We start from the raw sequence: 22441 nt of genomic DNA on the forward strand, positions 1-22441 counted from the left end.
ATGAGCCGTGCCGGCTGGATCGCCGCGCTGGTGGTCGTCGCCGTCATCGGCGGCGGTGCGTGGTGGTATCTCGACGGCGAGGGCGAGCGGAATGCCGATCGCCCCGCCACATCGGTCACCTACAACCGTGACGGCGACGACGAGGGAACGACGCCGCCCGAACCGCCGGACTACCCGCTGGTCGAGTCGCCGGCCGGGACCGGCACCGATGACGCCGGCGACGATCCCGACGGAGACGCGGCCGCTCCCGAACGTACCCCGCTGCCCGCGCTCGGGAACTCCGACGATGCCGTGCGCGACGCCACCGGCGCCCTGCCGGGTGCCGCGCTGCTGGAGGCGCGTCTGGTACCGGAGCGCCTGATCGAGAAGTTCGTCGTGACCGTCAACAGCCTGGACGGCACCATCGCGCCGCTCAGCATGTGGCCGGTCGAGGACGCCGAGGGTGTGCCCGAAGTGGATCGGCAGGGCGAGGATCGCTTCGAATGGAGCGCTGCCAATGCCGATCGCTACGAACCCTACGTCGCCGCCTTCACGACCCCCGATGCCGAGACGCTCGCGGCCCTCTACGTGCGCTACTACCCGCTGTTGCAGGAGGCCTTCGCCTCGCTCGGCCAGGACGAGGACTACTTCAACGACCGCTTCATCGCGATCATCGACCACCTGCTGGCGGCGCCGCCCGCGCGCGAGCGCTATCGCCTGGTGCGGCCGCGCGTCCTCTACCAGTTCGCCGACCCGGGGCTGGAGGCGCTTTCCTCCGGCCAGAAGTTGATGCTGCGGCTGGGGCCCGAGCATTCGCAGGCGGTGCGCGAGCAGCTGCGCGCGCTGCGCGCAGCCATCGTCGCGCGCACCGGCAATGCCGCGGGGGCGGACTCCGGCGACTAGCGCCGCGCGGCACCCCGCTGCGCGCCGCCGACGCGCGCAGGCGCGGTTTCAGGCGGCGTCGAGCAGCCCGTCCTGCCTGAGCAGCGGATCGATCGAGGGATCGCGGCCGCGGAAGGCGCGGAACAGCTCGCCCGCGTCGCGCGTGCCGCCGAGCGCGAGCACGGTGTCGCGGAAGCGGCGACCGGTCTCGCCATCGAGCACGCCGTTCTCCTCGAATGCCGCAAAGACGTCGGCCGACAGCACTTCGGCCCACTTGTAGCTGTAGTAGCCCGCGGCGTAGCCACCGGCGAAGATGTGCGAGAAGCTGTTCGGGAAGCGGTTGTAGGCCGGCGGATGGATGACGGCGACCGCATCGCGCACTGCGTTCAGCGTTTCCTGCACGCGCGCCCCGGCAGCGGGATCGAAATCGCGATGGAGACGCAGGTCGAACAGCGCGAATTCGATCTGGCGCAGCGTGGCCATGCCGGCGCCGAAGCGGCGATCGGCCTGCAGCTTGTCGAGCAGCGCGTCGGGCAGCGGCTCGCCGGTGTCGACGTGGCGGCTCATGCGCTTGACGAAGGAGCGATCGAAGCAGAAGTTCTCCATGAACTGGCTGGGCAGCTCGACGGCGTCCCAGGCGACGTTGTTGATGCCCGACACCGCCGCGACGTCGACGCGCGTCAGCAGGTGATGCAGCCCGTGGCCGGCCTCGTGGAACAGGGTCAGCACTTCGCTGTGGGTGAGCAGCGGCTGGCGTCCGCTCAGCGGCGGCGTGAAGTTGCCGACCAGGTAGGCCACCGGCGTCTGCAGGCCCTCGGCGTTGCGCCGCCGCGAGCGGCCGTCGTTCATCCAGGCACCGCCGCGCTTGTGCTGGCGGGCGTAGGGATCGAGGAAGAAGAGACCGATCTCGGTCCCGTCCTCCTCGCTGAGACGATAGGCGGTGACGTCCTCGTGCCATGCCGGCAGGCCCGATACCGCTTCCGCATGCACGCCGTAGAGCGTGCGCATGAGCTCGAACAGGCCATCGATGACCGCGTCGAGCGGGAAGTAGCGCTTGAGCTGTGCATCCGACAGCCCCAGGCGCTGTTCGCGGAGCTTCTCGCCGTAGTACGCGGTGTCCCAGGGGGCGAGGGTCTCGGGCCCGCCGTGCGTGCGGGCGAAGGCGGTGAGCTCCGCGAGCTCGGCTTCGGCACGCGGCCGCGCCCGCGCGGCGAGGTCGAGCAGGAAGCGCTCGACGGTGTCGGGGCTGTCCGCCATCTTGGGCGCCAGTGACAGGGCGGCGTAGTCGCTGAAGCCGAGGAGCTGCGCCTGCTCGTGCCGCGCAGCCAGGATATCGGCCATGATCGGGGTGTTGTCGCGGGCCGGATCGTGCGGGCCGGCGTCGGAAGCGCGCGTGCTCCAGGCCCGGTAGACGGTCTCGCGCAGGCTGCGGTCGTCCGCGTGCCGGATCACCGCATCGAAGCTCGGGAAGTCGAGCGTGAGGCGGAAGCCGTCCTCGCCGTTGGTACGCGCGCGCTCGGCCGCCGCCTCGATGGCGTCCTCGCTCATGCCTGCGAGACGGGTGCGGTCGGGGACCGTCATGCGCCAGGCCTGGGTGGTGTCGAGGACGTTCTCCTCGAAGCGCGTGCCCAGCTCCGAGAGCTGCATGGACAGGGTGCGGAAGCGATCGCGCGGCCCGTCCTCCAGCGCCACGCCGGCGAGCCGGTAGTCGCGCAGGTTGTGCTCGACGGTGGCGCGGCGGGCCTCGTCGAGCGCATCGAAGGCATCGCTGTCGCGCAGTCGCTGCCAGGCCTCGTAGAGCGGGCGCGACTGCGCCAGCTCCAGCGAGTAGGCGGTCAGCTTCGGCAGGCAGGCGTTGTAGGCGGCACGCCACTCGGCGGTCGAGCAGACCGCGAAGAGATGCGATACCGGTCCGAAGACCCGGTGCACGCGCTCGTCGAGCAGCTCCAGCGGTTCGGCAAGATCGTGCCAGTTCGACGCGCCGCTCGCGATCAGCGACTGGATGCGGGCGCGGTTCTCGGTCAGCACCGTGTCCAGCGCGGGTTCGGCGTGCTCGGGCCGGATCGCGGCGTAGTCGGGAAGGGCGCCCTCGCGCTCGGCGAGATCGAGGAGGGGGTTGAAGCCGGTGGTGTCGTCCATGCCGCCATTGTTGCAGAGCGCGCGGGCGGCGAGCGGGCGCTGACCTGGGTCAGTGCCCGCGTGCCGGGCGCCGCCTAGTGTGGCGCCGAGCCCGGAGTGGCTCGTCGAACGGGAGAAAACGATGTTTCCAATCAGCAATGCGGTACGGCTCATCGCAGCCGGCGTGGCAATGACGGCCGGAGCGGCACACGCCGCCGCCGGGGACTGGACGGTCCGCAGCGGTGCGGTCTGGGTGGTGCCGGACGAGAGCACCGCCAATGCACGGGGTCCGCGCGCCGACGATGGCACGCTGACCGGCTCCACGGTCGCGGTCGACAACGAGCTCCAGCTCGGGCTGACCGTGTCCTATGCACTGACCGAGCATCTCGCGGTCGAGCTGCTCGCGGCCACGCCGTTCACGCACGCGCTGCACATCGAGGGCGGGGCGCTGGACGGCGCATCGCTGGGCGAGGTCGAGCAGCTGCCGCCGACCCTCAGCCTGCAGTATCACTTCCGCCCCGGGGCGCAGCTGCAGCCCTACGTCGGCTTCGGGCTGAACGCGACGCTCATGCTCGACGACAGCGTCGGCGCCGATGCGCGCGCGATCGGCGTACGCGAGATCAGCGTGGACGATTCCTTCGGTCTGGCCGGGCAGATCGGCGCCGACTGGCTGCTCGGCGGTGGCTGGCTGCTGAACGCGGATGCACGGGTCATCGATATCGACACCACGGCCAGCGTGCGCATGGACGACGGCACCACGCGGGTCGACGTGGACCTGGATCCGTGGGTCCTCGCCATCGGCGTGGGCTATCGCTTCTAGGCGGTCGGCTCAGGTCGGCAGCACGCGCGCTTCGAGCAGCGCGGCGAGGAGGACCGCCGCGCCGCTCGCGGCGGCGAGCAGCGCGAAGCCGGTGATGCGCTTGTAGCGCGCCAGCTTGTCCTGCGGCCAGGTCGACAGCACGAAGGGCCGGCCATCGCCGCTGCGCCGCATGACATGCACGTCGTCCGGTACCGGCGCTTCGGCCTGGCGCTGCCGCACGGTTTCCAGCGCCGCGCTGCGCGCACGTTCCCACTCGTCGAGATCGATGGTGCCGTCGCCGTCGGCATCGAAGCGCTCGATGAGCGAGGCACGATCGCGCTTCCACTCGCCGAGCAGCGCGCGTACCTCGGAGGCCTCGTCGTCGGCGCGCGCGGCGCGGGCGGTATCGAAGCGTCCCATGGCATGCAGCGGCGCCTCGGCGCTGATGCATCGTTCGACATAGCGGTAAGAGCCGAACGAGAAGCCGATCCGGCCGAGCCATCCCGAATCCGGCTTCGGGATGCGCATGGGCCGGCGGGTGGCACCCCGCCACTGGCGCTTGACGTCGGCGTAGACCAGCGCGCCGTCGGCGTCGATGACGCATTCGCCGGTGCCGTCGTCGAGCAGGAAGAGATCGTCGCTGGTGCCCGATTCCAGGGTATGCCAGCGCCGGTTGCGGCCGCTGCCGCGCTGCTGCTGGATCTTGTAGGTCCACCATACGCACGGCGAGCGCGACAGCGGCGAGAAGATCCCGGGGCCCGGCATCCAGCGCGCGCGGCCCTCGAGCTCGACGTAGCCCTGCGCGGCGGAGCGCACGCGCTGGGTCGGGGTGTCCTCGATCAGACGCGCGCGGCGCAGGCGCGCGAAGCCCTGCCAGGTGCCGATGGCAAGCAGCGCCGCCAGCACGGCGCAGGCGATCCAGAACTCGTTGTCCGGCGCCGACGCGGCCCAGCCGCGCAGCGCCGCCAGCGCATCGTGCATGTCAGTCCGGCGCGAACAGGCTGCGCACGTCGACGTCGGCGAGCTCCTCTTCCGAGAACACCAGCAGCTCCGCCGCGCCGAACCCCATCATGCGCGCCACCAGCACGTCCGGAAACTGCTCGACGCGCACGTTGTTGGCGTTGACGGCGGCGTTGTAGAACTCGCGCCGGTCCGCGATCGCTTCCTCGAGCCCGCTGATGCGCGACAGCAGCTGCGCGAAGCTCTGGTTGGCCTTGAGCTCCGGGTAGGCCTCGACCGTGGCCATGATCTTGCCGAGCCCCGAACGCAGCATGGTCTCGGCGCCGCCGACGCCCTTGACGTCGCCCTGCTGGCGGGCGCTGTCCGCGGCGGCGCGCGCCTGCGTCACCTTCTCCAGCGTCTCGGATTCGAACTGCATGTACTGGCGGCAGGTCTCGACCAGCTTGGGCAGCTCGTCGTGGCGCTGGCGCAGCAGCACGTCGATGTTGGACCAGGCCTGGGCCACGGCATGCTTCAGCCGCACCAGACCGTTGTAGATGATGATGGTGTAGACCGCCAGCACCGCGGCGATCACGCCCAGCACGACCCATCCGATCACGGTTACCCCCTGTTCCCGTGCGCCGGTGCGCCGCTCGCACCGGTCTTGGCAGGTATGATTCTGGCGTCATTTCCGCTCCGGTGCACCCCCGAACCGTCATGCGCCTCCCAATCCTGCTGATGATCGGCATCCTGCTCGGCGGCTGTTCCGGGCTGGGCATGCTCAACGCGGTCACTCCGGATACGCAGTACGAGGCTGCCGCCAACATCGCCTACGCCATGGGCGACGGTCGGCGTCTCGACCTGTACACGCCGCGCGGTCTCGATTCGCGCGCGCCGGTGGTGGTCTTCTTCCACGGTGGCCGCTGGTCGCAGGGCAGCAAGGACGAGTACAAGTTCGTCGGCGAAGCGCTCAGCTCGCGCGGCATCGTCGCGGCCCTGGTGGACTACCGCAAGTATCCCGACGTGCGCATGGCCGGCTTCATGGACGACGCCGCCCGGGCCGTGAAGTGGGTGCGCGACAACGTCGGCACCTATGGCGGCGATCCGCGCTCGATCTTCGTCATGGGGCATTCGTCGGGGGCGCACATGGCGGCGCTGCTGGCACTGGACCGGCGCTATCTCGACAACGCCGGCGTGCGCGACCCGCTGTCCGGCTTCATCGGTCTCGCCGGCGCCTACGATTTCCTCCCCATCAAGGACGCCGATCTCGCCGAGATATTCGGGCCGCCCGACCGCTACCCGCTGTCGCAGCCGGTGCGCTTCGCCAACCCGGACGCGCCGCCGTCGCTGCTGGTGCATGCGCGCGACGACGTCACCACCTGGATCAGCAACTCCGAGAACCTCGCGGCGGCGCTGCGCAAGGCGGGCGCGCCGGTGACCACGGTGTTCTACGAGAGCATTCCCTGCGTGCCGGGCGTGGGCAGTCACGGCTGCACGGTGACCGCGCTGTCGCGTCCGTTCCGCAAGAATGTCGACGTGCTCGACCAGATCGTGTCGTTCATCGACGAGCAGGCCGGCGTCGCCGAGACCACTCCCAGCGCACCGGCTCCGGTGGAACGCAGCAAGCCGCGCGCGATCGGCGACGACGACGAGGTGGAGCTGCAGCAGTGATCCGTAGCTTCGAGGCACACACGCCGGTGCTCGGCGACGGCGCCTGGGTGGACGCGCAGGCGCTGGTGCTCGGCGAGGTATCGCTGGGCGCCGATGCATCGGTGTGGCCGATGGCGGCGGTGCGCGGCGACGTGCATCGCATCACCGTGGGCGCGCGCAGCAACATCCAGGACAACAGCACGCTGCACGTCACGCACGACGGGCCCTACAGCCCGGGCGGCCAGCCCCTCGTGGTGGGCGACGATGTCACCGTCGGCCATGGCGTCACGCTGCACGCCTGCACGATCGGCGATCGCTGCCTGATCGGCATGGGGTCGCTGGTGCTGGATGGCGCGGTGCTGGACGACGAGGTCTATCTCGCTGCCGGCAGTCTGGTGCCGCCCGGCAAGCACCTCGAGGGCGGCTGGCTGTATCGGGGCGCGCCCGCCACGGCGGCGCGGCCCCTGACCGACGACGAGCGCGAATGGCTGCGCTATTCGGCCGCACACTACGTGCGGCTCAAGAACCGGCATGCGGCGTCCTGAAGGCGCCGCGCCGCAATCCCATACGCAACAGGGAAGGACGATGACCCGCAAGCTTGTACTCCTGCGCCACGGCCAGAGCCAGTGGAATCTCGAGAACCGCTTCACCGGCTGGGTGGATGTCGATCTCACCGATCAGGGCCGCGCCGAGGCCACCGCCGCCGGCGAGCTGATGGCTGCCGAGGGGCTGGCCTTCGATGTGGCGCATACCTCCGTGCTGATGCGCGCCATCCGCACGCTCAACCTGGCCATAGACGCCATGGGCCAGATGTGGCTGCCCGTGCACAAGTCGTGGCGGCTCAACGAGCGCCACTACGGCGGCCTTCAGGGACTGGACAAGGCCGAGACCACGGCGCGGCACGGCGAGGACCAGGTCAAGGTCTGGCGGCGCAGCTACGACATTCCGCCGCCGCCGATGGCCGAAGACGATGCCGGCCACCCGCGCTTCGATCGTCGCTATGCCGCGCTCGATGCCCGCGTCCTGCCGGCGACCGAGTCGCTGGCCACGACGCTGGAGCGCGTGCTGCCCTACTGGCACGACCACATCGCACCGCAGCTGCGCGCCGGCGCCACCGTGCTGGTGACCGCCCACGGCAATTCGCTGCGGGCGCTCTACAAGTATCTGCTGGATGTGCCCGAGGACACCATCACCGAGGTCAACATCCCCACCGGTATTCCGCTGCAGTTCGAGCTCGGCGACGATCTGAGCGTGACGGACTACCGCTATCTGGGCGATCCCGAAGCCGCCCAGCGCGCCGCCGAAGCGGTCGCCGCGCAGGCTTCCGGAGCGCCGAAATCGTGACCTGACCCGGAGCAGGACGCGTGGACACCGAGCGCCCGCTCGAGCACGCGGCCGTCGCCGACGTGGCCGCATACCGGCGCCGGACGGAGGTGCTGGGGGCCTTCTTCGCCGCGGTGAGCGCGGTTTCCGGCATCCTGATCCTCCAGAGCTACGGCACCTTCGGCCGCATCGAGGCCACCGCGATGCTCGTGGTCAGCGCGCTCTGCGTGGTGGCCATGGGCATTGCCCTGCTGCCGCTTTCGCGTCGCGCGCGGGCACGGCTGTCCGATGTGCTGTCGGCGCTGATCGTGGCGGCCTACGCGCTGCCCCTGCTGTTCAGTGCCTGGGGCCCGCCGATGCAGGACCCGGCACAGAGCGCCTTCCGCCCGATCTTCGGCTTCACCGGCCTGGTCTACATCGGGCTCATCGTGCTCAAGCCCACCCGCGCCGGCCTGCGCCGACTGTGGGCGTTCTACGCGGCGCAGCTCGTGGTCGTGCTCGCCGCGGTCGCGGTGCACACCGGTTTCGATCTGGCGCGCGACGGCATGGTGGCGCTACTGCTGTGGCTGGTGTTCGGCAATCTCTTCTTCATCCTGATGCTGGCGAGCCTCGAGTACTACGCCCGCGCCCTGCGCGTGGTGGGCGCCGAGGCGGTGGCGGCGGATGCGCTGCGCAGCAGCGAGACCTACCTGCAGCTCGTGCTGCACAGCATCCAGGCGGGCGCATGGGGATGGCGCGTGGAGGGCAGCGAGAAGCGCTGGGTCTCGCCGCGCTTCTGCGAGCTGCTGGGCTGGGAGCCGGACGATCCCGACGCCCCCGATTCGGTGGTCGCGCTCCTGCATCCCGATGACCGCGTCGACTTCGGGGCCACGCTCGACCGGCAGCTCGGGCACGGCGCGCTGTTCGACGCCACGGCCCGCCTGCGGGTGCGCAGCGGCGAGCATCGCTGGTTCAACGTGCGCGGCCACGTCGTGCGCACCGAGGACGGCGCCATCCGGGAGGCGGTGGGGGCCATCGTCGACATCGACGATCAGGTGCAGAGCCGTCAGGCGCTTGCCGACAGCAATGCGCGACTGGAGTATCTGGCCTATCACGACGCGCTGACCGGGCTGCGCAACCGCCGCTACTTCCTCGACCAGTTCGAGCACGAGCTCGGACGCGCGCGCCGGCATCACGAGGCGCTCTCCCTGCTGATCGTGGATATCGACCACTTCAAGCCGTACAACGATCACTACGGGCACAGCGCCGGTGACGAAGCGCTGGTCGCGGTGGCCGGATTCCTGTCGGGGTGCGCGCGGCGGAGCGTGGACGTCGCGGCGCGCTTCGGCGGCGAGGAGTTCGCGCTGCTGTTGCAGAGCACCGACGCGGCGGGCGCGCTGCGCGTGGCGCGGCGCATACGGGCAGCCGTGGAGGCGGCCGGGATGCCGCATCAGCGCGCGCCGCAGGGCGTGCTGACGGTCAGCGTCGGAGCGACGACATGCGAGCCCGCGCAGGCCGAGGTCGCGGAGATCGACCTCATGATCGAGGAGGCCGATGCAGCGCTCTACCGCGTCAAGTCGCAGGGCCGCAACGGCGCCTGGCATTACGTCGACGCGGTCAACGAGGCAGACGCGGAGGGGGACGATTCCCCCTCCGCGCAGCACTGACCGCGCGTTCTACTGGGGCTCGCCCTCGTCGGCCGGGGCGGCGAAGTCGACCTCGGCGGTGGCGCCCGCCACCACGGCGGTGTCGTTCACGACCGGGAACGCGATGTCGTCGTCCCGTTCCGGATCATCGGCGCGCGCCTGGCAGGTGAACGCGACGCGGTAGTCGTCGGGCGGCAGGAAGGCGACGGTGTAGACGAACTCGCCCGACGTCTCGTCCAGCGTGACGCGTCCAGTGGCCACCGGCGGGTTGCCGGAGCCGATGTCGTCGGGTGCAGTGTCGGTGTCGTCGTAGACGTACACCGCCGTGCCGGCGCCGGTGGCCGCGTCGGCGTCGCACGCGGCGACGTCGGTGAACAGCGCCGGATCGACCGTGCCGCCGATGCTGCCCGCCTCGCGGACGTCGACCACGCGCAGGGTCGGTCGCAGGATGTAGTCGGGGAAGCCCTGCGGATCGTTGACCGATGCCCGCAGATCGAAGTCCACGGCGTAGCGCGCCCCCTGGTTGGCCGTGATCGCGAACGGGCCGTTGAGCTGCAGGCCGCGCTGCGATCCGCTCGGGATGAACAGCGAGACTTCGCCGCCGCCGTTCTCCACGACGAAGGAATCCATGGCACCGCGCTCGGCCTCGACCTCCAGCCGGATCCATTCGTAGTTGCCGGCGGGGATCTCCTCCTCGATGAGGATCTCCGTATCGCCGCCGGTCAACGACAGCAGATCGATGGTGCGCGGCTCGAAGTCGAAGCTGATGCGGTCGCTGCCGTCATCGTCGCCATCGTCGCCGGCCGGATTGAAGGTGACGCCGGTGAAGCGCACGTTGACCGCTGCCAGATCGTCGACCGGCGCATCGGTGACGGAGAGGCGTACCGAAGCCGAATCACCCCCCTGTCCGTTGCCGTCGTTGCTGTCACTGCAGCCTGCGGTGGCCAGCATCGTCGCGCCGGCGCCTGCCACCAGAATGCCTCTGATCAATGCCTGGGGTTGCATGGACACGCCCCTTGTCGTGAATGAGGCGCCTGTGTACCGCGCGCCCGGTGAGCATCGACTGAACGCCACTGTCAGGAAAATTGCAGTCCTGGCAGGTGGTTGCGCGTCCCGTCCGGCAGCGGGGCGTCTTCGAGATGAGCGCGCGCATCGTCGGCATCGTTCTCGAACCAGGCCCGCGCGCTGCCCAGCCGGAAGCTGTAGCCCCAGGCGTCCATGTCCGCGAAGAGCCGGTCGCGCGAGTAGCCGGCCAGCGTGTCGGCGAGCAGGCACTGCAGGTAGCAGACGGCCGCTTCCTCGATGTCGCTGCCGCCGCAGTCGGTGTGCAGCGCCGCGCGCCGCTCGTCGCCCATGCAGAGCACGTGGCAGGCGGTGTGGAGCAGCGAGTGCACCGGCGTGTCGCCGCGCGCGTAGAGCGTGTCGCCGATGACACCGGCCTCAGGCGCGCCCCAGTAGCTGGCGGGGATGTCGGCGCCGTCCGCGACGCGCGTCAGGGCGATGCCGTGCGCGGCCAGGAAGCGTTCCATGGCGTCGTCGGGCAGGCAGGCGAGGGTGGTGACTTGGTGCATTTTCACGATGGCGCATCGGGTCGCGCTTCACGATAGTGCAACACAGCGACACGACAAGAAATGCGCATCTCGATTGGGAGGAGACCGATGATGCACCCCCGACCGTACCGTGGCCTGACGGCTGCGGCCGCTCTGCTTCTGGCCGCGTGCGGTGGCAGCGAGCCCCCTGCCGCGCAGCCCGGTGATGGTCCCGGCGACCCGCCCGACCGCGCCTCGCCTGCCGGCAGCGTGTTCCTCAACGCGGTGCCGCCGGGCAGCAACGGCAATTCGGCGGGCGGCGTCGGTGCGCCGGTCGGGCCGGTGCTCAGCTATCCGGACAACTACGACGATCAGCTGCAGCTCTACGAGAACCTCGCCCATGCCGAGGAGAACCTGCGCGCAGCACCCTGCGAGCCGCCACGGAGCATCGGCGAGCACGCCACCCGGTCGGATCTCGCCTGCAACTACTACAAGCCGGCCGGTCTGGAGCCGGATACGGTCGCCGAGACCACCACGCTGGCGACCCCGTTCGGGGGGCAGGTCACCATCCGGCGCGATGGCTGGGGCGTGCCCTTCGTCGAGGGCGATACCCGCCGCGACGCGATGTACGGCTTCGGCTATGCCTCCGCCGAGGACCGCCTCTGGCTGCACGACGCACTGCGCAACGTCGGGCGCGGGCGCTTCAGCGAGTTCCTCGGCGCGGCGCCCGACACGCTGGGCTTCGACGCCGATCTCGCCGCATTCGCCGGCTACAGCGAGGCCGAGCTGGAGGCGATGGTCGAACGCGCCCGCGCCAAGTTCGGGGCGCTGGGCGATCTCATCGTCCAGGATGTCGACGCCATGGTCGACGGCATCAACGCCTACCTCGACACCCTCAACGGTGCGGGCGTCGCCGAGATCCCGCCGGAGTACGCCACGCTGGCGCTGCAGGTGGGCGATCTGCCCAGCGTGCCGCCGGTGTTTCCGCCGCGCGACTGGACGCGCACCGACATCGTGGCATCGGCCACGCTGATCCAGTCGATCTTCGCCATCGGCGGCGGCGGCGAGCACCAGAACCTGCGCTTGCTGCAGGCGCTCGATCCCGGGTTCGGGCCGGACAGCGGCGCGGTGCCCCAGCAGGCCTGCGAGTTCTGGCGCGATGTGCGCCATGCCCAGGATCCGGGCACGCACTACAGCGTCAACGCGCGCACCTTCGCCACGCAGTCGCCGGCCTCGGTCAGCGAGGCCTGCCCGCAGGCCCTGCCGGAAGGCGCTGCCATTCTCGACCCGGGCAGCTTCGAGACCCGCGCCACCTTCCTGGTCGGCAACGCCGGACCGGGCGAAACGCTGGGCGCGGTGACGGGCAACGTGCTGGGCGGGCTCGGCATCGGCGGGCTGCCGCTGCTGCCGGATCTGCCGCTGGCGGGCGACCTGCTCGGCTGCCTGCTCGATGCCGGCAGCGCGCTGGAGACCTGTCTGACGATCCAGTCCGCCGCGTCGTCGGATGCGCGCGCAGCCCGCGTCCGGGTCGCGCTCACCGAACCGCCGATGCGGCCCGGGCGGGTGCGGCCGGGGCGGCGCGCGATCCGCGCCGGGGTCTCGCCCGGCGAGAGCGCGCGCCGGCACCTCGCTGCCGCCGGTCTGCCGCTGCCCCGGACCATGTCCAACGGCGTCGTCGTGGCGGCCTCCCGGACGCGCGAGAACGCGCCCATCGCGGTGTTCGGACCGCAGGCGAGCTACTTCGCGCCGCAGCTGCTGTGGGAGGTCGCCATCAAGTCCGGCGGCGATGATCCGGGGCCGCTCGACTTCAACGGCCGCGGCGTGGTGTTCGGCGACCTGCCCTACATCAACATCGGGCGCGGGCCCGACCATGCCTGGAGCGCGACTTCCGGCAACTCCGATCTGGTCGACGTGCGCGTGTCGAAGCTCTGCAATACCGACGGCACGCCCGCGACGCGCGAGACCGACGACAACGGCACGCTGCTCGCGGACGGCTATCTGGTCGACGTCGGCGACGGCCAGGGCATGCAGTGCCGGGCGCTGTATCGCCGCCTGGACGAGTGGACGGCGCTGCCCACGGTGGCGTCGGTGGCGCTGGGCGGGCCGCCGCTGCCGCAGCGCGTGGTGCGCTCGGTGATCCGCACGCACTACGGACCGATCTTCGCGACCGGGACCGTGCGTGGCGAGCCGGTGGCGCTGTCGCTGCAGCGGGCGACCTTCTTCGGCGAGCTGGAGACCGCGCCGTCCTTCGCGCTCGCCACCACCAACGTGGTGCAGGATTTCGACAGCTTCCGCAAGCTGTTCAACAGCGTCACCGGCTCGTTCAACTGGCTGTACGCCGATGCCGAGGACGCCGCTGTCTTCCACAGCGGCCTGTATCCCGAGCGCCATCCCGAGCACCATCCCGAGCTGCCGGTGTGGGGCGACGGGCGCTTCGAATGGCAGGGCCAGATCGCCAGCGCCAGCGTGCCCTTCAACGCCGGCTTCTTCGATGCCTACGGCGGCGACGACGACGCCGGTGCCGTCAGCTTCCCGAACCCGGCCACGCCGGTGGCGCAGGGCGACCCCCTGCGTGACGGCTACTTCGAGTTCGACGGCTATCTGGCCATGGAAGCACACCCGCAGGTCGTCAACCAGCCCTACATCGCGCAGTGGAACAACGCGCCGGCGCGCGGCTGGTGGGCGTCGGACGCCAACGGCAGCTACGGTCCGACGCATCGCGTCGACATGCTGGTGGACCGGCTCGATGCCGTCGCCGACGCCGGGCGCAAGCACGACATCGGCACGGTCACCGAGATCCTCGCCGACGCCGCGTTCACCGATCTGCGCGGCCAGACCGTGCTGCCGCTGCTGCTGCGGCTGATGGAGACCGGCGATCTGGACGATGCCCAGCAGCAGGTGGCGGGGCTGATGCGCAACTGGATGGATGCCGGCTCGCGCAACTGGATCGACGGCGGCAGCGGGCTCGGTGCCTACCGTCGCGACCGCGACAACGACGGTGCCTACGACCAGCGCGCCGCGGTAGTGCTGATGGACGCCTGGTACGAGCGGCTGATCGACACCATGCTGCCGCAGTTCGAGGGGCTGCCCACCGTGCTGCAGGGCCGGTACGACGCTCCGCGGTCCCAGGGCTCCGCCTATCAGGCCGGCTGGTACGAGCACATGAAGCGCCTGCTAGAGATGGCACTGGAGGTGCCCGGTCACACGCCGTACCGCGCGCTGCGCTGCGCCGGCAGCGACGATCCGGCGGTGTGCCGGGATGCCGTTCTGACGGCGCTGGACGATGCGCTCGCCGATCTCGGCGGCATCGGCAACGTCGCCGCGTGGGACGGCACGCAGCTTGACAGTTACGCGAAAGGCGCGGACTGTGGAACGGTCGAAGCGTGCGATGCGGTCGAGCACGTTCCGCTTACCTTCCTGCCGGTTCCCGCCATTCACTGGACCAACCGCCCCACCTTCCAGCAGGTGGTGCAGGTACGGGGGTCGCCGTAGTCGAGGGCGTGACGATTTGTGTTGGGGGTCTTGCCGGCAGCCTCGGTTGCCGGCGTTTTTTTTGGCTTCCACAACGCGCGACGACGTATACTGAAAATGACAAGTGTCTGATACGGGGGATCCACCAGTGAACCGACTACTGCGCCGCGCGGGCGTGCTCCTGCTACCGGCAACCGTGGCCGTGCTCGCGGCCTGCTCCGGCAGCGACCAGGGTGCCGCAGGGCAATCGACCATCGATGCACGCTGGACGGCGTACGAACGGCCCGTCGAGTATCCGGGCTCGGTCACGCTGCCCGCCGAGCCCATCACCATGCGCGACGGCGTGCGTCTGGCCACGGCGGTTCGGCTGCCGGCCGGCGAAGACGGAGAGCCTGCAGCGGGGCCGTTCCCGGTACTGGTGACGCTGACCGGCTACAACCGCGGCATTCCCGCCATCCCCGCCTTCAACAACTACCTGGTCGAGCGCGGCTACGCCCACGTGTCGGTCGACGTGCGCGGCACCGGCAGTTCGGAGGGCGCCTGGGAGGCATTCAGCGAGACCGAGCAGGCGGACTATTACGAGGTCCTCGACTGGGCCGCCAGTCAGCCCTGGAGCAACGGGCGCATCGGCACCTGGGGCGCCTCCTTCATGGGCATCACGCAGCTGCTGGCGGCAGCGCAGCAGCACCCGGCGCACGAGGCCGCCTTCGCCATCGTGCCCATGGGCGATGGCTACCGCGACATCGTGTTCTCCGGCGGGCAGACCAACATCGGCTTCATTCCGCTGTGGATGGGCCTGGTCACCGCCCTCAGCGTCGTGCCGACCGTGGACACGCTGCAGAACCCGGCGCTCTACATCAGCTCGGCGCTGCAGAACCTGACCGCCGCCATCACCACCTTCCAGGTGCCGATCATCGCGCAGGCCGTGCTGGGCGGGGACATCGCCTACGACGGCCCGTTCTGGCGCACGCGCTCGCCGATCGAGGTGGCCGATGACGTGCGCGTGCCGACCTTCATCGTCGGCGGGCTCAAGGATATCTTCCAGCGCGGCGAGCCCATGCTCTACGAGGCCATCCGGCGCAACAACGAAGCGAAGCTGCTGATCGGACCCTGGGAGCACGTCGGCGGTTCATTCGGCGCCGGGCTCGAGGATGCCGGCCTGCCCAGCATGGATCAGATGGCGCTGCAATGGTTCGACCGGCACCTGCGCGACATGCGCAGCGGTACCGAGGCTCAGCCCACCGTCACCCAGTACTACTGGGGCCGGGAGGACTGGTCCGTGGCCGCCGACTGGCCGCATCCGGCCGCACGCGCCGAGCGCTGGTATCTGCAGCCCGGCGGCGAGCTGGCGCCCGAGGCGCCCGCGGAGGCCGGAGTGGACCGCACGCTGCAGATCCCGGTGAACGGCCTGTGCTCGTCGAGCGCGTCGCAGTGGACCGCCGGCATCCTCGGCATCGTGGCGCCGCCGTGCGCGGCCGACAACCGGCTCAACGAGATCATCGAGCTCACCTACACGACGCCGCCGATGGAGGCCGACTACGCCGTCAACGGTCCCATCCAGGCGGATCTCTGGGTGAGCAGTTCGGCGCCCGATACCGGCGTCAACGTGCGCCTCACGCTGGTCGACGAGCAGGGCCGCTCGCGGGAGCTCACGCACGGGCTGCTGAACGCCTCGATGCGCGCCGTCGATCCGGAGCGCTCGCGCTACCTCGACGGCGAGATGATCCAGCCGTGGCACCTGTTCACGCGTGAGGCACGCGACGTGCCGGGCATCGGCAACGTGGTGCCGGTGAATGTGGAGATATTCCCGAGCAGCTTCGTCATCCCCGAGGGCCACCGCCTGCGCGTGGCCATCGGCCCGGGCGACTTCCCGCACGGTCTGCCGCCGGTGGCGGATCTCATCGACCAGCTGCTCGGCGTCATCAGCATCCATGCCGGTCCGGACCGGCCGTCGAGCGTGGTGCTGCCGGTGGTGCCCGCCGACGCGGTCGTGCCCGCGCGCTGAGACGCGCATCACGATGTCACGGATTCCCGGGGCTGCCGTGATCGGTGGCCCCGGATAGTCTGGCCCCTTCGCAAACGAGCAGGGAGCAGCGCATGAACTGGTATCTGGCGGTTCTCAAGGATTACGCCAAGTTCGACGGGCGTGCCGGACGCACCGAGTACTGGATGTTCTTCCTCTTCAATCTCATCATCGGGATCGTGCTGGCGGTGATCGACGGCGCCCTCGGCACCATCGGGATGATGGGCGGCATGGGGCTGCTGGGCACGATCTACGCGCTCGCCATCCTGCTGCCGGGCATCGGCGTGACCATGCGCCGCCTGCACGACACCGGCCGGGTGGGCTGGTGGATCCTGATCGCCTTCGTGCCGCTGATCGGCGGCATCTGGCTGCTGATCCTGATGGTGCTGGAGGGCAACAGCGGCGACAACGCCTACGGGCCGCCGCCGCGCCGCACGCCGGAAGGCTGACACGCGAGTGCGGTACGCTGTCGATGCCCCACATCGGTGCGGGCATCCATAATCAACAAGACCGGGAGCAATCCATGAAAAAGCAGTTGCTGGGTATCACCCTGCTCGGCGCCGGTGCGGCGCTGCCTCTGGCCGCGCAGGCCGACGCCATGAACTACATCGACGGCTACTACGTGCCCAGCGCGGATGTCGATTTCGGTCCGGCCGACGACGATGGTGATGGCTACGGTGTCAAGGGCCGTGCCCAGTTCGCCGACCAGCTGTTCTTCTCCGGCGAGTATCAGCAGAACGAGTACGACGACAGCGACCTCGAGTTCACGCAGCTGCGCGCCGGTGTCGGCTTCATGGCGCCGATCAACGCCGATGCCTCGTGGCTGGCGCGTGCCGAGTTCATCAACGCCGAGCTCGAGGCCCCGGGCGCCGGTTCCGACGACGAGAGCGGCTTCGGCGTGCACGTCGGCGCCGAGGCGGCGCTGACGCCGCGCTTCATCGTCGACGGTTCCATCGGCTATCTGTCGATCGACGATACCGACGGACCGGAGTTCCGCTTCGGCGGCCGCTTCCTGGTCGGGCCGCAGTTCAGCATCTTCGCTGACTACCGCCTCACCCAGCTCGAGGACGGCGACGCCGAGACCGACTTCGACGACATCCGCGTCGGCGTCGGCTTCATGTTCTGAAGCCTCGCGTCACTCGGTCGTACCGGAAGCCCCGCCTCGGCGGGGCTTCTTCGTTGCGGGTGGCGTCAATCGGTCAGATCCCGGTAGGCGTGCCAGGTGGCGTGACCGAGCAGTGGGAAGATCACCACCAGCGCCAGCAGCAGCGTCGCGAAGCCGACCGCCACCAGTGCCGCGATGAGCAGGGCCCAGACCGCCGCCGCCGGCAGGTTGCGTCCGCAGGCGGCGAGACTGGCGCGCATGGCGTCGCCGGCATCGGTGTCGGCACGCGCGACCAGCAGCGGGACCGCGACCACCGACAGCGCGAAGACCAGCACCGCCAGCGCACCGCCCGCGCTCAGGTAGGACAGCCACTGGGCCGCGGTGGCGGATGCCAGCGCGTCGCCCCACATCACCGTCGTGGTCGCCGGTACCGCGTCGCCGAAGGTCCAGCTCAGCAGCAGCGTCGAAACCCCGAACCAGATCGCCCCGACGGCCAGCAGGAGAGCGGCGAAGCGCGTCAGTCCCTCGCGATTGCGCGTGAGCGGGGTCAACGATGCCTCGAAGCCGGTCGCCTCGCCCGCGGCAGCGCGCCGGGACAGCTCGCACGGGCCGGTGGACAGAATCGGGCCGATCAGCAGGAAGCCGGTCACCGCTGCCGCCACGAAGTAGGGATGGTTGCCGAAACTCAGCACCAGCAACCCGATGGTGGTCACGATGAGCCCGTAGGCAAGGCTCGGGCCCGGGTGTCGCGTCATGTCCGACCAGCCCCGCTGGAGCCAGCGGATGGGGCGGAGTGCCGGGACGCCGCCCGCAATGGCGGGCATGGCGGCGGTCGTCGTTCTGCTCGTCATGAGTGCCTCCTCGAGCAAGCTCGTCTGGCCTCACCCCGAGGAATACGCCCTTCGCGCAGCCGATGCAAGCCGCCGCGTGCGGGCGCTGCGATAATGCGCGGGCGCCCGCGCCGGATCCCGATATGGATGACAGCCTCTATCTTCAGGTCGCCAAACGCTTCGTCGAGAGCATTCCGCACAATCTCGATCTGGGCGTCGAGGTCGTCCGCGTCGCCGGCGGCGTCGTGGACCTGCGCCTGCCCGGCAGGCCCGCCCTCTGCGGCGATCCCGAGCGCGGGGTCTACTTCCCCAGCGTGCTGCTCACGCTGGCCGATGCCGCCAGCGGCGTCGCCTTCGTGTCGGCGCTCGGCGAGCTGACGGCAGTGGCCACCCTGGACCTGCGCATCGACTATCTCCGCCCGGTGTCCGTAGAGCACCCGCTCACCGTGCGCGCCAACTGCCACCGTCATACCGCCGAGGTCGGCTTCGTCAGCTGCGACATCCGCGCCGAAGGCGCCGACGAAGCCGCGGCGCTGGTCACGGCCAGCTTCATGCGCCGCCCCGCCAAGACGAAGGCCCAGGCATGAACGAATCACGCACCGCTGCCCTGCACCGCGTCCGGCGCGACCGCAACTACCAGGGCGTGCTCGACTACATCCCCTATACCGCGCACCTGGGCATCCGGGTCGACACCGCCGGCCCCGCGCCCGTCTACCGGCTGCCCGCCCGCGACAATCTGGTGGGCAACACCCGCCTGCCCGCGATCCACGGCGGCGCCGTCGCCGCCCTGATGGAAGCCACGGCCCTCGTCACCGTCCTGGTCGACGAGGAGCAGGACCGTCTGCCCAAGCCCATCGACTTCTCGCTCGACTACCTGCGCTCCGCGCGTACCGAGACCCTCTACGCCGCCTGCCAGGTCCTGCGGCAGGGCCGCCGCGTCGCGGCCGTGCGCGTCGACTGCTGGCAGGAAGACCGCGAGCGGCTGACCGCTACCGGGCGGGTGCATCTGTTGCTGAGTGCTGACGCCTGATCATTGCTCCGCGCGAGCGGAGAAGGTAACTTTGCGGTAATCATCAGCTTCTGTTGGCCGACTGCATCACCATGGAAGCCGGTTCCAACGGAATGCGTTGGCGGCAGGCTCATCTCATGAGCCGGCCAGTCGGTAGCGTTCGACTGTGTTGCTTACCAGCGACTGGCAGGGGGGCGGAGGATGTCAACGGAAGATGCGGCGGCGCACTTCGCCTACTGGGGAAAGGCGAATCCTGATCAGGAGCGAGGCGCGCAGTTCCACCGGTTGCCCTTCCATAGCCTTGATGTGGCCGCTGTCGGCGCGGAGTACCTGCGGCGCGCCCGAAGCGTTCGAGGTCTCCTCCAGCAGGCACTCGGATGGGACGCGGATGTGGTCGAGGGCTGGCTGGCGTTCTGGCTTGCGGTTCACGATCTCGGGAAATTCTCGGAGGCGTTCCAGTCGCAGAAGCCGGATCTGTTCCTGTCGCTTCGGGGCAGGCAGCCGAATGCCGCGAAGGTGTATCGAATCCGGCATGACACGCTCGGATTCCTGTTCTGGGGCGAGCCGCTTGCGAGTCGGGTCGAGGCGGAAGGCTGGTTCGGGTCGGAGACCCTCGACCTACTGTACGGTTGCGACGCTTGGGCGCGTGCCGTTACCGGTCATCACGGCCAGCCGCCGCGCGATACGAGCGAGAGCTGGGAGTCCCATTTCGACCGGCGCGATGATGCCGATGCAGCTTTGACTTTCGTCAGAGCGATGCGAGATCGCTTTCTGACGTCCTCTGTTGTCGAAACAGTGGCCGCTACCGATCCGGATGCATTCGAGCAGAGCAGTCGTGCGGTGAGCTGGTGGGTAGCGGGGGTTGCGGTGCTGGCGGATTGGCTCGGCTCGAATACCGACTTTTTCCCCTACTGTGATCAGGTGCTTCCACTCGACGAGTACTGGCTTGTTGCCCAGGAGCGCGCGAAGACTGCACTGGACGCAGCCGGTGTGTTGCCAGAGGTTGTTCGGGAGGGGTGCTCTTTCAGCGACCTTTTCCCGAGTATCGCCGCGCCGTCGCCACTGCAGGATTGGGCTATGTCGGCTGCGCTTGCCGAAGGGCCGCAGATTCATCTGCTCGAGGATGTCACGGGGGCGGGCAAGACCGAAGCCGCGGTCATGCTTGCCTACCGCCTCATGGCGGCGGGCGAAGCGGATGGCTTCTTCATCGGGCTGCCCACGATGGCCACGGCCAACGCCATGTACGGGCGCATTTCAGAGGTTTACCGCACGCTGTTCGCGGGTAGTCCGAGCCTGGTGCTTGCGCATGGTCAGCGCAATCTTGTGGAGGCGTTCGCAGGCACCGTGCTGCCCAGCGATCCGGGAGGTTCCGATCGTGACGAAATGGATGAAACGGCCTCTGCCCGCTGCACGGCCTGGCTCGCGGATCACAACAAGCGGGCGCTGCTGGCATCTGCTGGCGTCGGAACCGTGGATCAGGCACTGCTGGCCGTGTTGCACAGCCGCCATCAATCACTGCGCCTGCTCGGGCTGTTCCGCAAGGTCCTGATCATCGACGAAGTCCACGCCTGCGACGCCTATATGCAGCGGGTGCTGGAAAGTCTCCTGGCGTTTCACGCGCGGGCCGGTGGCAGCGTCATTCTTTTGTCGGCAACGATGCCCGTACGCATGAAGCAGGCTCTGCTCAAGGCTTTCGCGTGCGGCAGAGAGTCGACCGTCCCGGCTTGCGGTGCCGAGGCCTATCCCTTGGTGACCTCCTGGGCGGGCGCCGCCCCCACTTCTCTGATGGAAACGGCAGTGGCGACCCGGGATGTCGTGCGTCGTCGCATCGACGTTCGCTACGAGCCGCGCCGCGAAGCCGTCATTGACGCCATCCGCGAGGCGGTCGTCGCGGGCCGCTGCGCCTGCTGGATGCGAAACACCGTGGCCGATGCACTGGAAGCCTTTGCGCTGCTTTCCGCGCACGTGCCGGCCAGCGCCATCATCTTGTTCCACGCGCGCTTCGCCTTGCAGGATCGCCTGGAGATCGAGCAGCAGATTCTCGACCGCTTCGGGAAGGATGGCGGGCCGGCGGAGCGTGCCGGTCGCGTGGTGATCGCAACCCAGGTCGCGGAGCAGAGCCTGGATGCTGACTGGGATCTGCTGATCAGCGATCTGGCACCGATCGACCGCCTCATTCAACGCGCTGGCCGCATGCATCGTCACGTCCGCGATGCGGAGGGTCGCCGGCTGCCGGATGCGGATGCCACTGATCAACGTGGCACCCCCTGTCTGTGGGTGCATGGACCGGAATGGCACGAGGACCCCGGCGAGGACTGGTTCAAGGAAGCCTTCCCGAAATCGGCGCTGGTCTATCCGCACCACGGGCATCTGTGGCGTACTGCCCGGCTTCTGCGGCGGGGCCATATGTCCATGCCGGAGGACGCGCGGCCCTTCATTGAGGAGGTCTTCGGAGCGGATGACGATGACCTGCCGGAAGGTCTGACCGTGCAGGCGCTCCAGGTCGCTGGAGCGATCTCCGCGGATGCCTCGCAGGCGCAGCAGAACACCGTGAAGCTGGATAAAGGGTATGCGCGCGGCGGGATCGACTGGTGGGACGAGGCGAAGACGCCTTCCCGCCTCGGCGAGGCCAGCAATACCGTCGTGCTGGTGCGGTGGTCGAAGGGCCGCTTCATTCCCTGGGCGGAGGGCGACTTTCCGCGGCGCCACGCCTGGGCCTACAGCAGCCTGCGCGTGCCCGAGCGCTTGATCGCGACTACCGCGGAACCGACCGACCCCGAGCGCAAGCAGGCGCTGGAACCATTGCTGGAAGAGCTTCCGGACAAGGGGCGCTGGAGCATCGTGCTTCCGCTGGAAGCCGGCGCGGAAGGCTGGTTTGCGGAAGCAATCGGGGTAACAGGGCGTGGGCATGAAACTCGTCGGACATGGCGGTATAGCAGTTTCAATGGGTTGCATGAAGTGGAGCCGGGGATATGAGCCCCGGCTCCATGCATCCCCGCGTGAGCGGGGAACTAGCCAACTCCATGGCTCGCAGCGAACCATTCCATGGTTCATCCCCTGCGTCAGGGGAACGAGTTTCGCTGACAGGAGCGATACTATCAGAGAACCTTTCCACTTTGACGTATTCCTTCAGCTAGGGTAAGTTGGGATGTACGACAG

General features: G+C 69.3%; 19 protein-coding genes. 13 read left to right on the forward strand and 6 right to left on the reverse strand.

Annotation, left to right across the window (positions count from 1 at the left end):
• Complete coding sequence (locus KAH28_RS15255) at window positions 1–882, forward strand: DUF3014 domain-containing protein (protein WP_290578069.1); 882 nt, start codon at window positions 1–3, stop codon at window positions 880–882.
• 48 nt (window positions 883–930) lie between these two features.
• On the opposite strand, the gene KAH28_RS15260 is transcribed toward KAH28_RS15255, so the two are convergent.
• Window positions 931–3000: a M3 family metallopeptidase gene (locus tag KAH28_RS15260; protein ID WP_290578071.1), complete on the reverse strand. Its 2070-nt coding sequence runs from the start codon at window positions 2998–3000 to the stop codon at window positions 931–933.
• A gap of 121 nt (window positions 3001–3121) precedes the next feature.
• Between KAH28_RS15260 and KAH28_RS15265 the strand changes: the two genes are divergently transcribed.
• On the forward strand, window positions 3122–3799 hold the full coding sequence (locus KAH28_RS15265) for an OmpW family outer membrane protein (RefSeq protein ID WP_290578073.1): 678 nt from the start codon (window positions 3122–3124) through the stop codon (window positions 3797–3799).
• 9 nt (window positions 3800–3808) lie between these two features.
• Here KAH28_RS15265 and KAH28_RS15270 read toward each other — a convergent pair whose 3' ends face one another.
• The gene (locus tag KAH28_RS15270; RefSeq protein WP_290578075.1) at window positions 3809–4759 is read right to left on the reverse strand and encodes a GIDE domain-containing protein; all 951 of its coding nucleotides are present in this window, start codon (window positions 4757–4759) and stop codon (window positions 3809–3811) included.
• 1 nt (window position 4760) lies between these two features.
• Window positions 4761–5336 carry a LemA family protein gene (locus tag KAH28_RS15275; protein WP_290578077.1) on the reverse strand — a complete coding sequence of 192 codons (576 nt, stop codon included), beginning with the start codon at window positions 5334–5336 and terminating at the stop codon, window positions 4761–4763.
• 98 nt (window positions 5337–5434) lie between these two features.
• Between KAH28_RS15275 and KAH28_RS15280 the strand changes: the two genes are divergently transcribed.
• The 4 genes from KAH28_RS15280 to KAH28_RS15295 are packed head-to-tail and all read left to right on the forward strand — an operon-like array spanning window position 5435 to window position 9336.
• Complete coding sequence (locus KAH28_RS15280) at window positions 5435–6388, forward strand: alpha/beta hydrolase (protein ID WP_290578079.1); 954 nt, start codon at window positions 5435–5437, stop codon at window positions 6386–6388.
• Window positions 6385–6912, forward strand: a complete 528-nt coding sequence (locus KAH28_RS15285) for a gamma carbonic anhydrase family protein (protein WP_290578081.1) — start codon at window positions 6385–6387, stop codon at window positions 6910–6912. Before KAH28_RS15280 ends, KAH28_RS15285 begins: the two co-directional genes overlap by 4 nt.
• Window positions 6913–6952: 40 nt before the next feature.
• Window positions 6953–7711: a 2,3-diphosphoglycerate-dependent phosphoglycerate mutase gene (gene gpmA / locus KAH28_RS15290; protein ID WP_290578083.1), complete on the forward strand. Its 759-nt coding sequence runs from the start codon at window positions 6953–6955 to the stop codon at window positions 7709–7711.
• A 20-nt stretch (window positions 7712–7731) separates the two neighbouring features.
• Window positions 7732–9336 carry a sensor domain-containing diguanylate cyclase gene (locus KAH28_RS15295; protein ID WP_290578085.1) on the forward strand — a complete coding sequence of 535 codons (1605 nt, stop codon included), beginning with the start codon at window positions 7732–7734 and terminating at the stop codon, window positions 9334–9336.
• 9 nt (window positions 9337–9345) lie between these two features.
• Here the strand turns inward: KAH28_RS15295 and KAH28_RS15300 are convergent, their stop codons facing one another.
• A complete protein-coding gene (locus KAH28_RS15300; protein WP_290578087.1) occupies window positions 9346–10266 on the reverse strand; it encodes a DUF4382 domain-containing protein in 921 nt (306 codons plus the stop codon).
• Between the two features lie 125 nt (window positions 10267–10391).
• Window positions 10392–10844: a hypothetical protein gene (locus KAH28_RS15305; protein ID WP_366918208.1), complete on the reverse strand. Its 453-nt coding sequence runs from the start codon at window positions 10842–10844 to the stop codon at window positions 10392–10394.
• 129 nt (window positions 10845–10973) lie between these two features.
• On the opposite strand from KAH28_RS15305, the gene KAH28_RS15310 reads away from it, so the two are divergent.
• The 4 genes from KAH28_RS15310 to KAH28_RS15325 all read left to right on the forward strand — a co-directional run bounded on the left by KAH28_RS15310 (window position 10974) and on the right by KAH28_RS15325 (window position 17464).
• Window positions 10974–14336 carry a penicillin acylase family protein gene (locus KAH28_RS15310; RefSeq protein WP_290578089.1) on the forward strand — a complete coding sequence of 1121 codons (3363 nt, stop codon included), beginning with the start codon at window positions 10974–10976 and terminating at the stop codon, window positions 14334–14336.
• 127 nt (window positions 14337–14463) lie between these two features.
• Window positions 14464–16320, forward strand: coding sequence for a CocE/NonD family hydrolase (locus KAH28_RS15315; RefSeq protein ID WP_290578091.1), 1857 nt, complete (start codon window positions 14464–14466; stop codon window positions 16318–16320).
• A 92-nt stretch (window positions 16321–16412) separates the two neighbouring features.
• Window positions 16413–16787: a DUF805 domain-containing protein gene (locus KAH28_RS15320; RefSeq protein WP_290578093.1), complete on the forward strand. Its 375-nt coding sequence runs from the start codon at window positions 16413–16415 to the stop codon at window positions 16785–16787.
• A 74-nt stretch (window positions 16788–16861) separates the two neighbouring features.
• A complete protein-coding gene (locus tag KAH28_RS15325) occupies window positions 16862–17464 on the forward strand; it encodes an outer membrane beta-barrel protein (protein ID WP_290578095.1) in 603 nt (200 codons plus the stop codon).
• Window positions 17465–17529: 65 nt separating this feature from the next.
• On the opposite strand, the gene KAH28_RS15330 is transcribed toward KAH28_RS15325, so the two are convergent.
• Window positions 17530–18294: a DUF2189 domain-containing protein gene (locus KAH28_RS15330; protein WP_290578097.1), complete on the reverse strand. Its 765-nt coding sequence runs from the start codon at window positions 18292–18294 to the stop codon at window positions 17530–17532.
• 122 nt (window positions 18295–18416) lie between these two features.
• On the opposite strand from KAH28_RS15330, the gene KAH28_RS15335 reads away from it, so the two are divergent.
• From KAH28_RS15335 to cas3, 3 genes are all read left to right on the forward strand, one after another.
• Window positions 18417–18860, forward strand: a complete 444-nt coding sequence (locus KAH28_RS15335; protein WP_290578099.1) for a PaaI family thioesterase — start codon at window positions 18417–18419, stop codon at window positions 18858–18860.
• Window positions 18857–19303: a PaaI family thioesterase gene (locus tag KAH28_RS15340; RefSeq protein ID WP_290578100.1), complete on the forward strand. Its 447-nt coding sequence runs from the start codon at window positions 18857–18859 to the stop codon at window positions 19301–19303. The genes KAH28_RS15335 and KAH28_RS15340 overlap by 4 nt, the downstream gene beginning before the upstream one ends.
• Window positions 19304–19483: 180 nt before the next feature.
• Entirely contained in the window at window positions 19484–22258 is a 2775-nt protein-coding gene (gene cas3 / locus KAH28_RS15345; protein WP_290578102.1) for a CRISPR-associated helicase Cas3', read from the forward strand.
• The last annotated feature ends 183 nt before the right edge of the window (window positions 22259–22441 follow it).

This window comes from Algiphilus sp. (assembly GCF_023145115.1).
GTDB lineage: Bacteria > Pseudomonadota > Gammaproteobacteria > Nevskiales > Nevskiaceae > Algiphilus.

Coding starts and splice junctions, on each gene's coding strand:
- KAH28_RS15255 (WP_290578069.1), top strand. CDS start 1: ATGAGCCGTGCCGGCTGGATCGCCGCGCTGGTGGTCGTCGCCGTCATC.
- KAH28_RS15260 (WP_290578071.1), bottom strand. CDS start 3,000: ATGGACGACACCACCGGCTTCAACCCCCTCCTCGATCTCGCCGAGCGC.
- KAH28_RS15265 (WP_290578073.1), top strand. CDS start 3,122: ATGTTTCCAATCAGCAATGCGGTACGGCTCATCGCAGCCGGCGTGGCA.
- KAH28_RS15270 (WP_290578075.1), bottom strand. CDS start 4,759: ATGCACGATGCGCTGGCGGCGCTGCGCGGCTGGGCCGCGTCGGCGCCG.
- KAH28_RS15280 (WP_290578079.1), top strand. CDS start 5,435: ATGCGCCTCCCAATCCTGCTGATGATCGGCATCCTGCTCGGCGGCTGT.
- gpmA (WP_290578083.1), top strand. CDS start 6,953: ATGACCCGCAAGCTTGTACTCCTGCGCCACGGCCAGAGCCAGTGGAAT.
- KAH28_RS15300 (WP_290578087.1), bottom strand. CDS start 10,266: ATGCTGGCCACCGCAGGCTGCAGTGACAGCAACGACGGCAACGGACAG.
- KAH28_RS15305 (WP_366918208.1), bottom strand. CDS start 10,844: ATGGAACGCTTCCTGGCCGCGCACGGCATCGCCCTGACGCGCGTCGCG.
- KAH28_RS15310 (WP_290578089.1), top strand. CDS start 10,974: ATGATGCACCCCCGACCGTACCGTGGCCTGACGGCTGCGGCCGCTCTG.
- KAH28_RS15320 (WP_290578093.1), top strand. CDS start 16,413: ATGAACTGGTATCTGGCGGTTCTCAAGGATTACGCCAAGTTCGACGGG.
- KAH28_RS15325 (WP_290578095.1), top strand. CDS start 16,862: ATGAAAAAGCAGTTGCTGGGTATCACCCTGCTCGGCGCCGGTGCGGCG.
- KAH28_RS15330 (WP_290578097.1), bottom strand. CDS start 18,294: ATGACGAGCAGAACGACGACCGCCGCCATGCCCGCCATTGCGGGCGGC.
- KAH28_RS15335 (WP_290578099.1), top strand. CDS start 18,417: ATGGATGACAGCCTCTATCTTCAGGTCGCCAAACGCTTCGTCGAGAGC.
- KAH28_RS15340 (WP_290578100.1), top strand. CDS start 18,857: ATGAACGAATCACGCACCGCTGCCCTGCACCGCGTCCGGCGCGACCGC.
- cas3 (WP_290578102.1), top strand. CDS start 19,484: ATGTCAACGGAAGATGCGGCGGCGCACTTCGCCTACTGGGGAAAGGCG.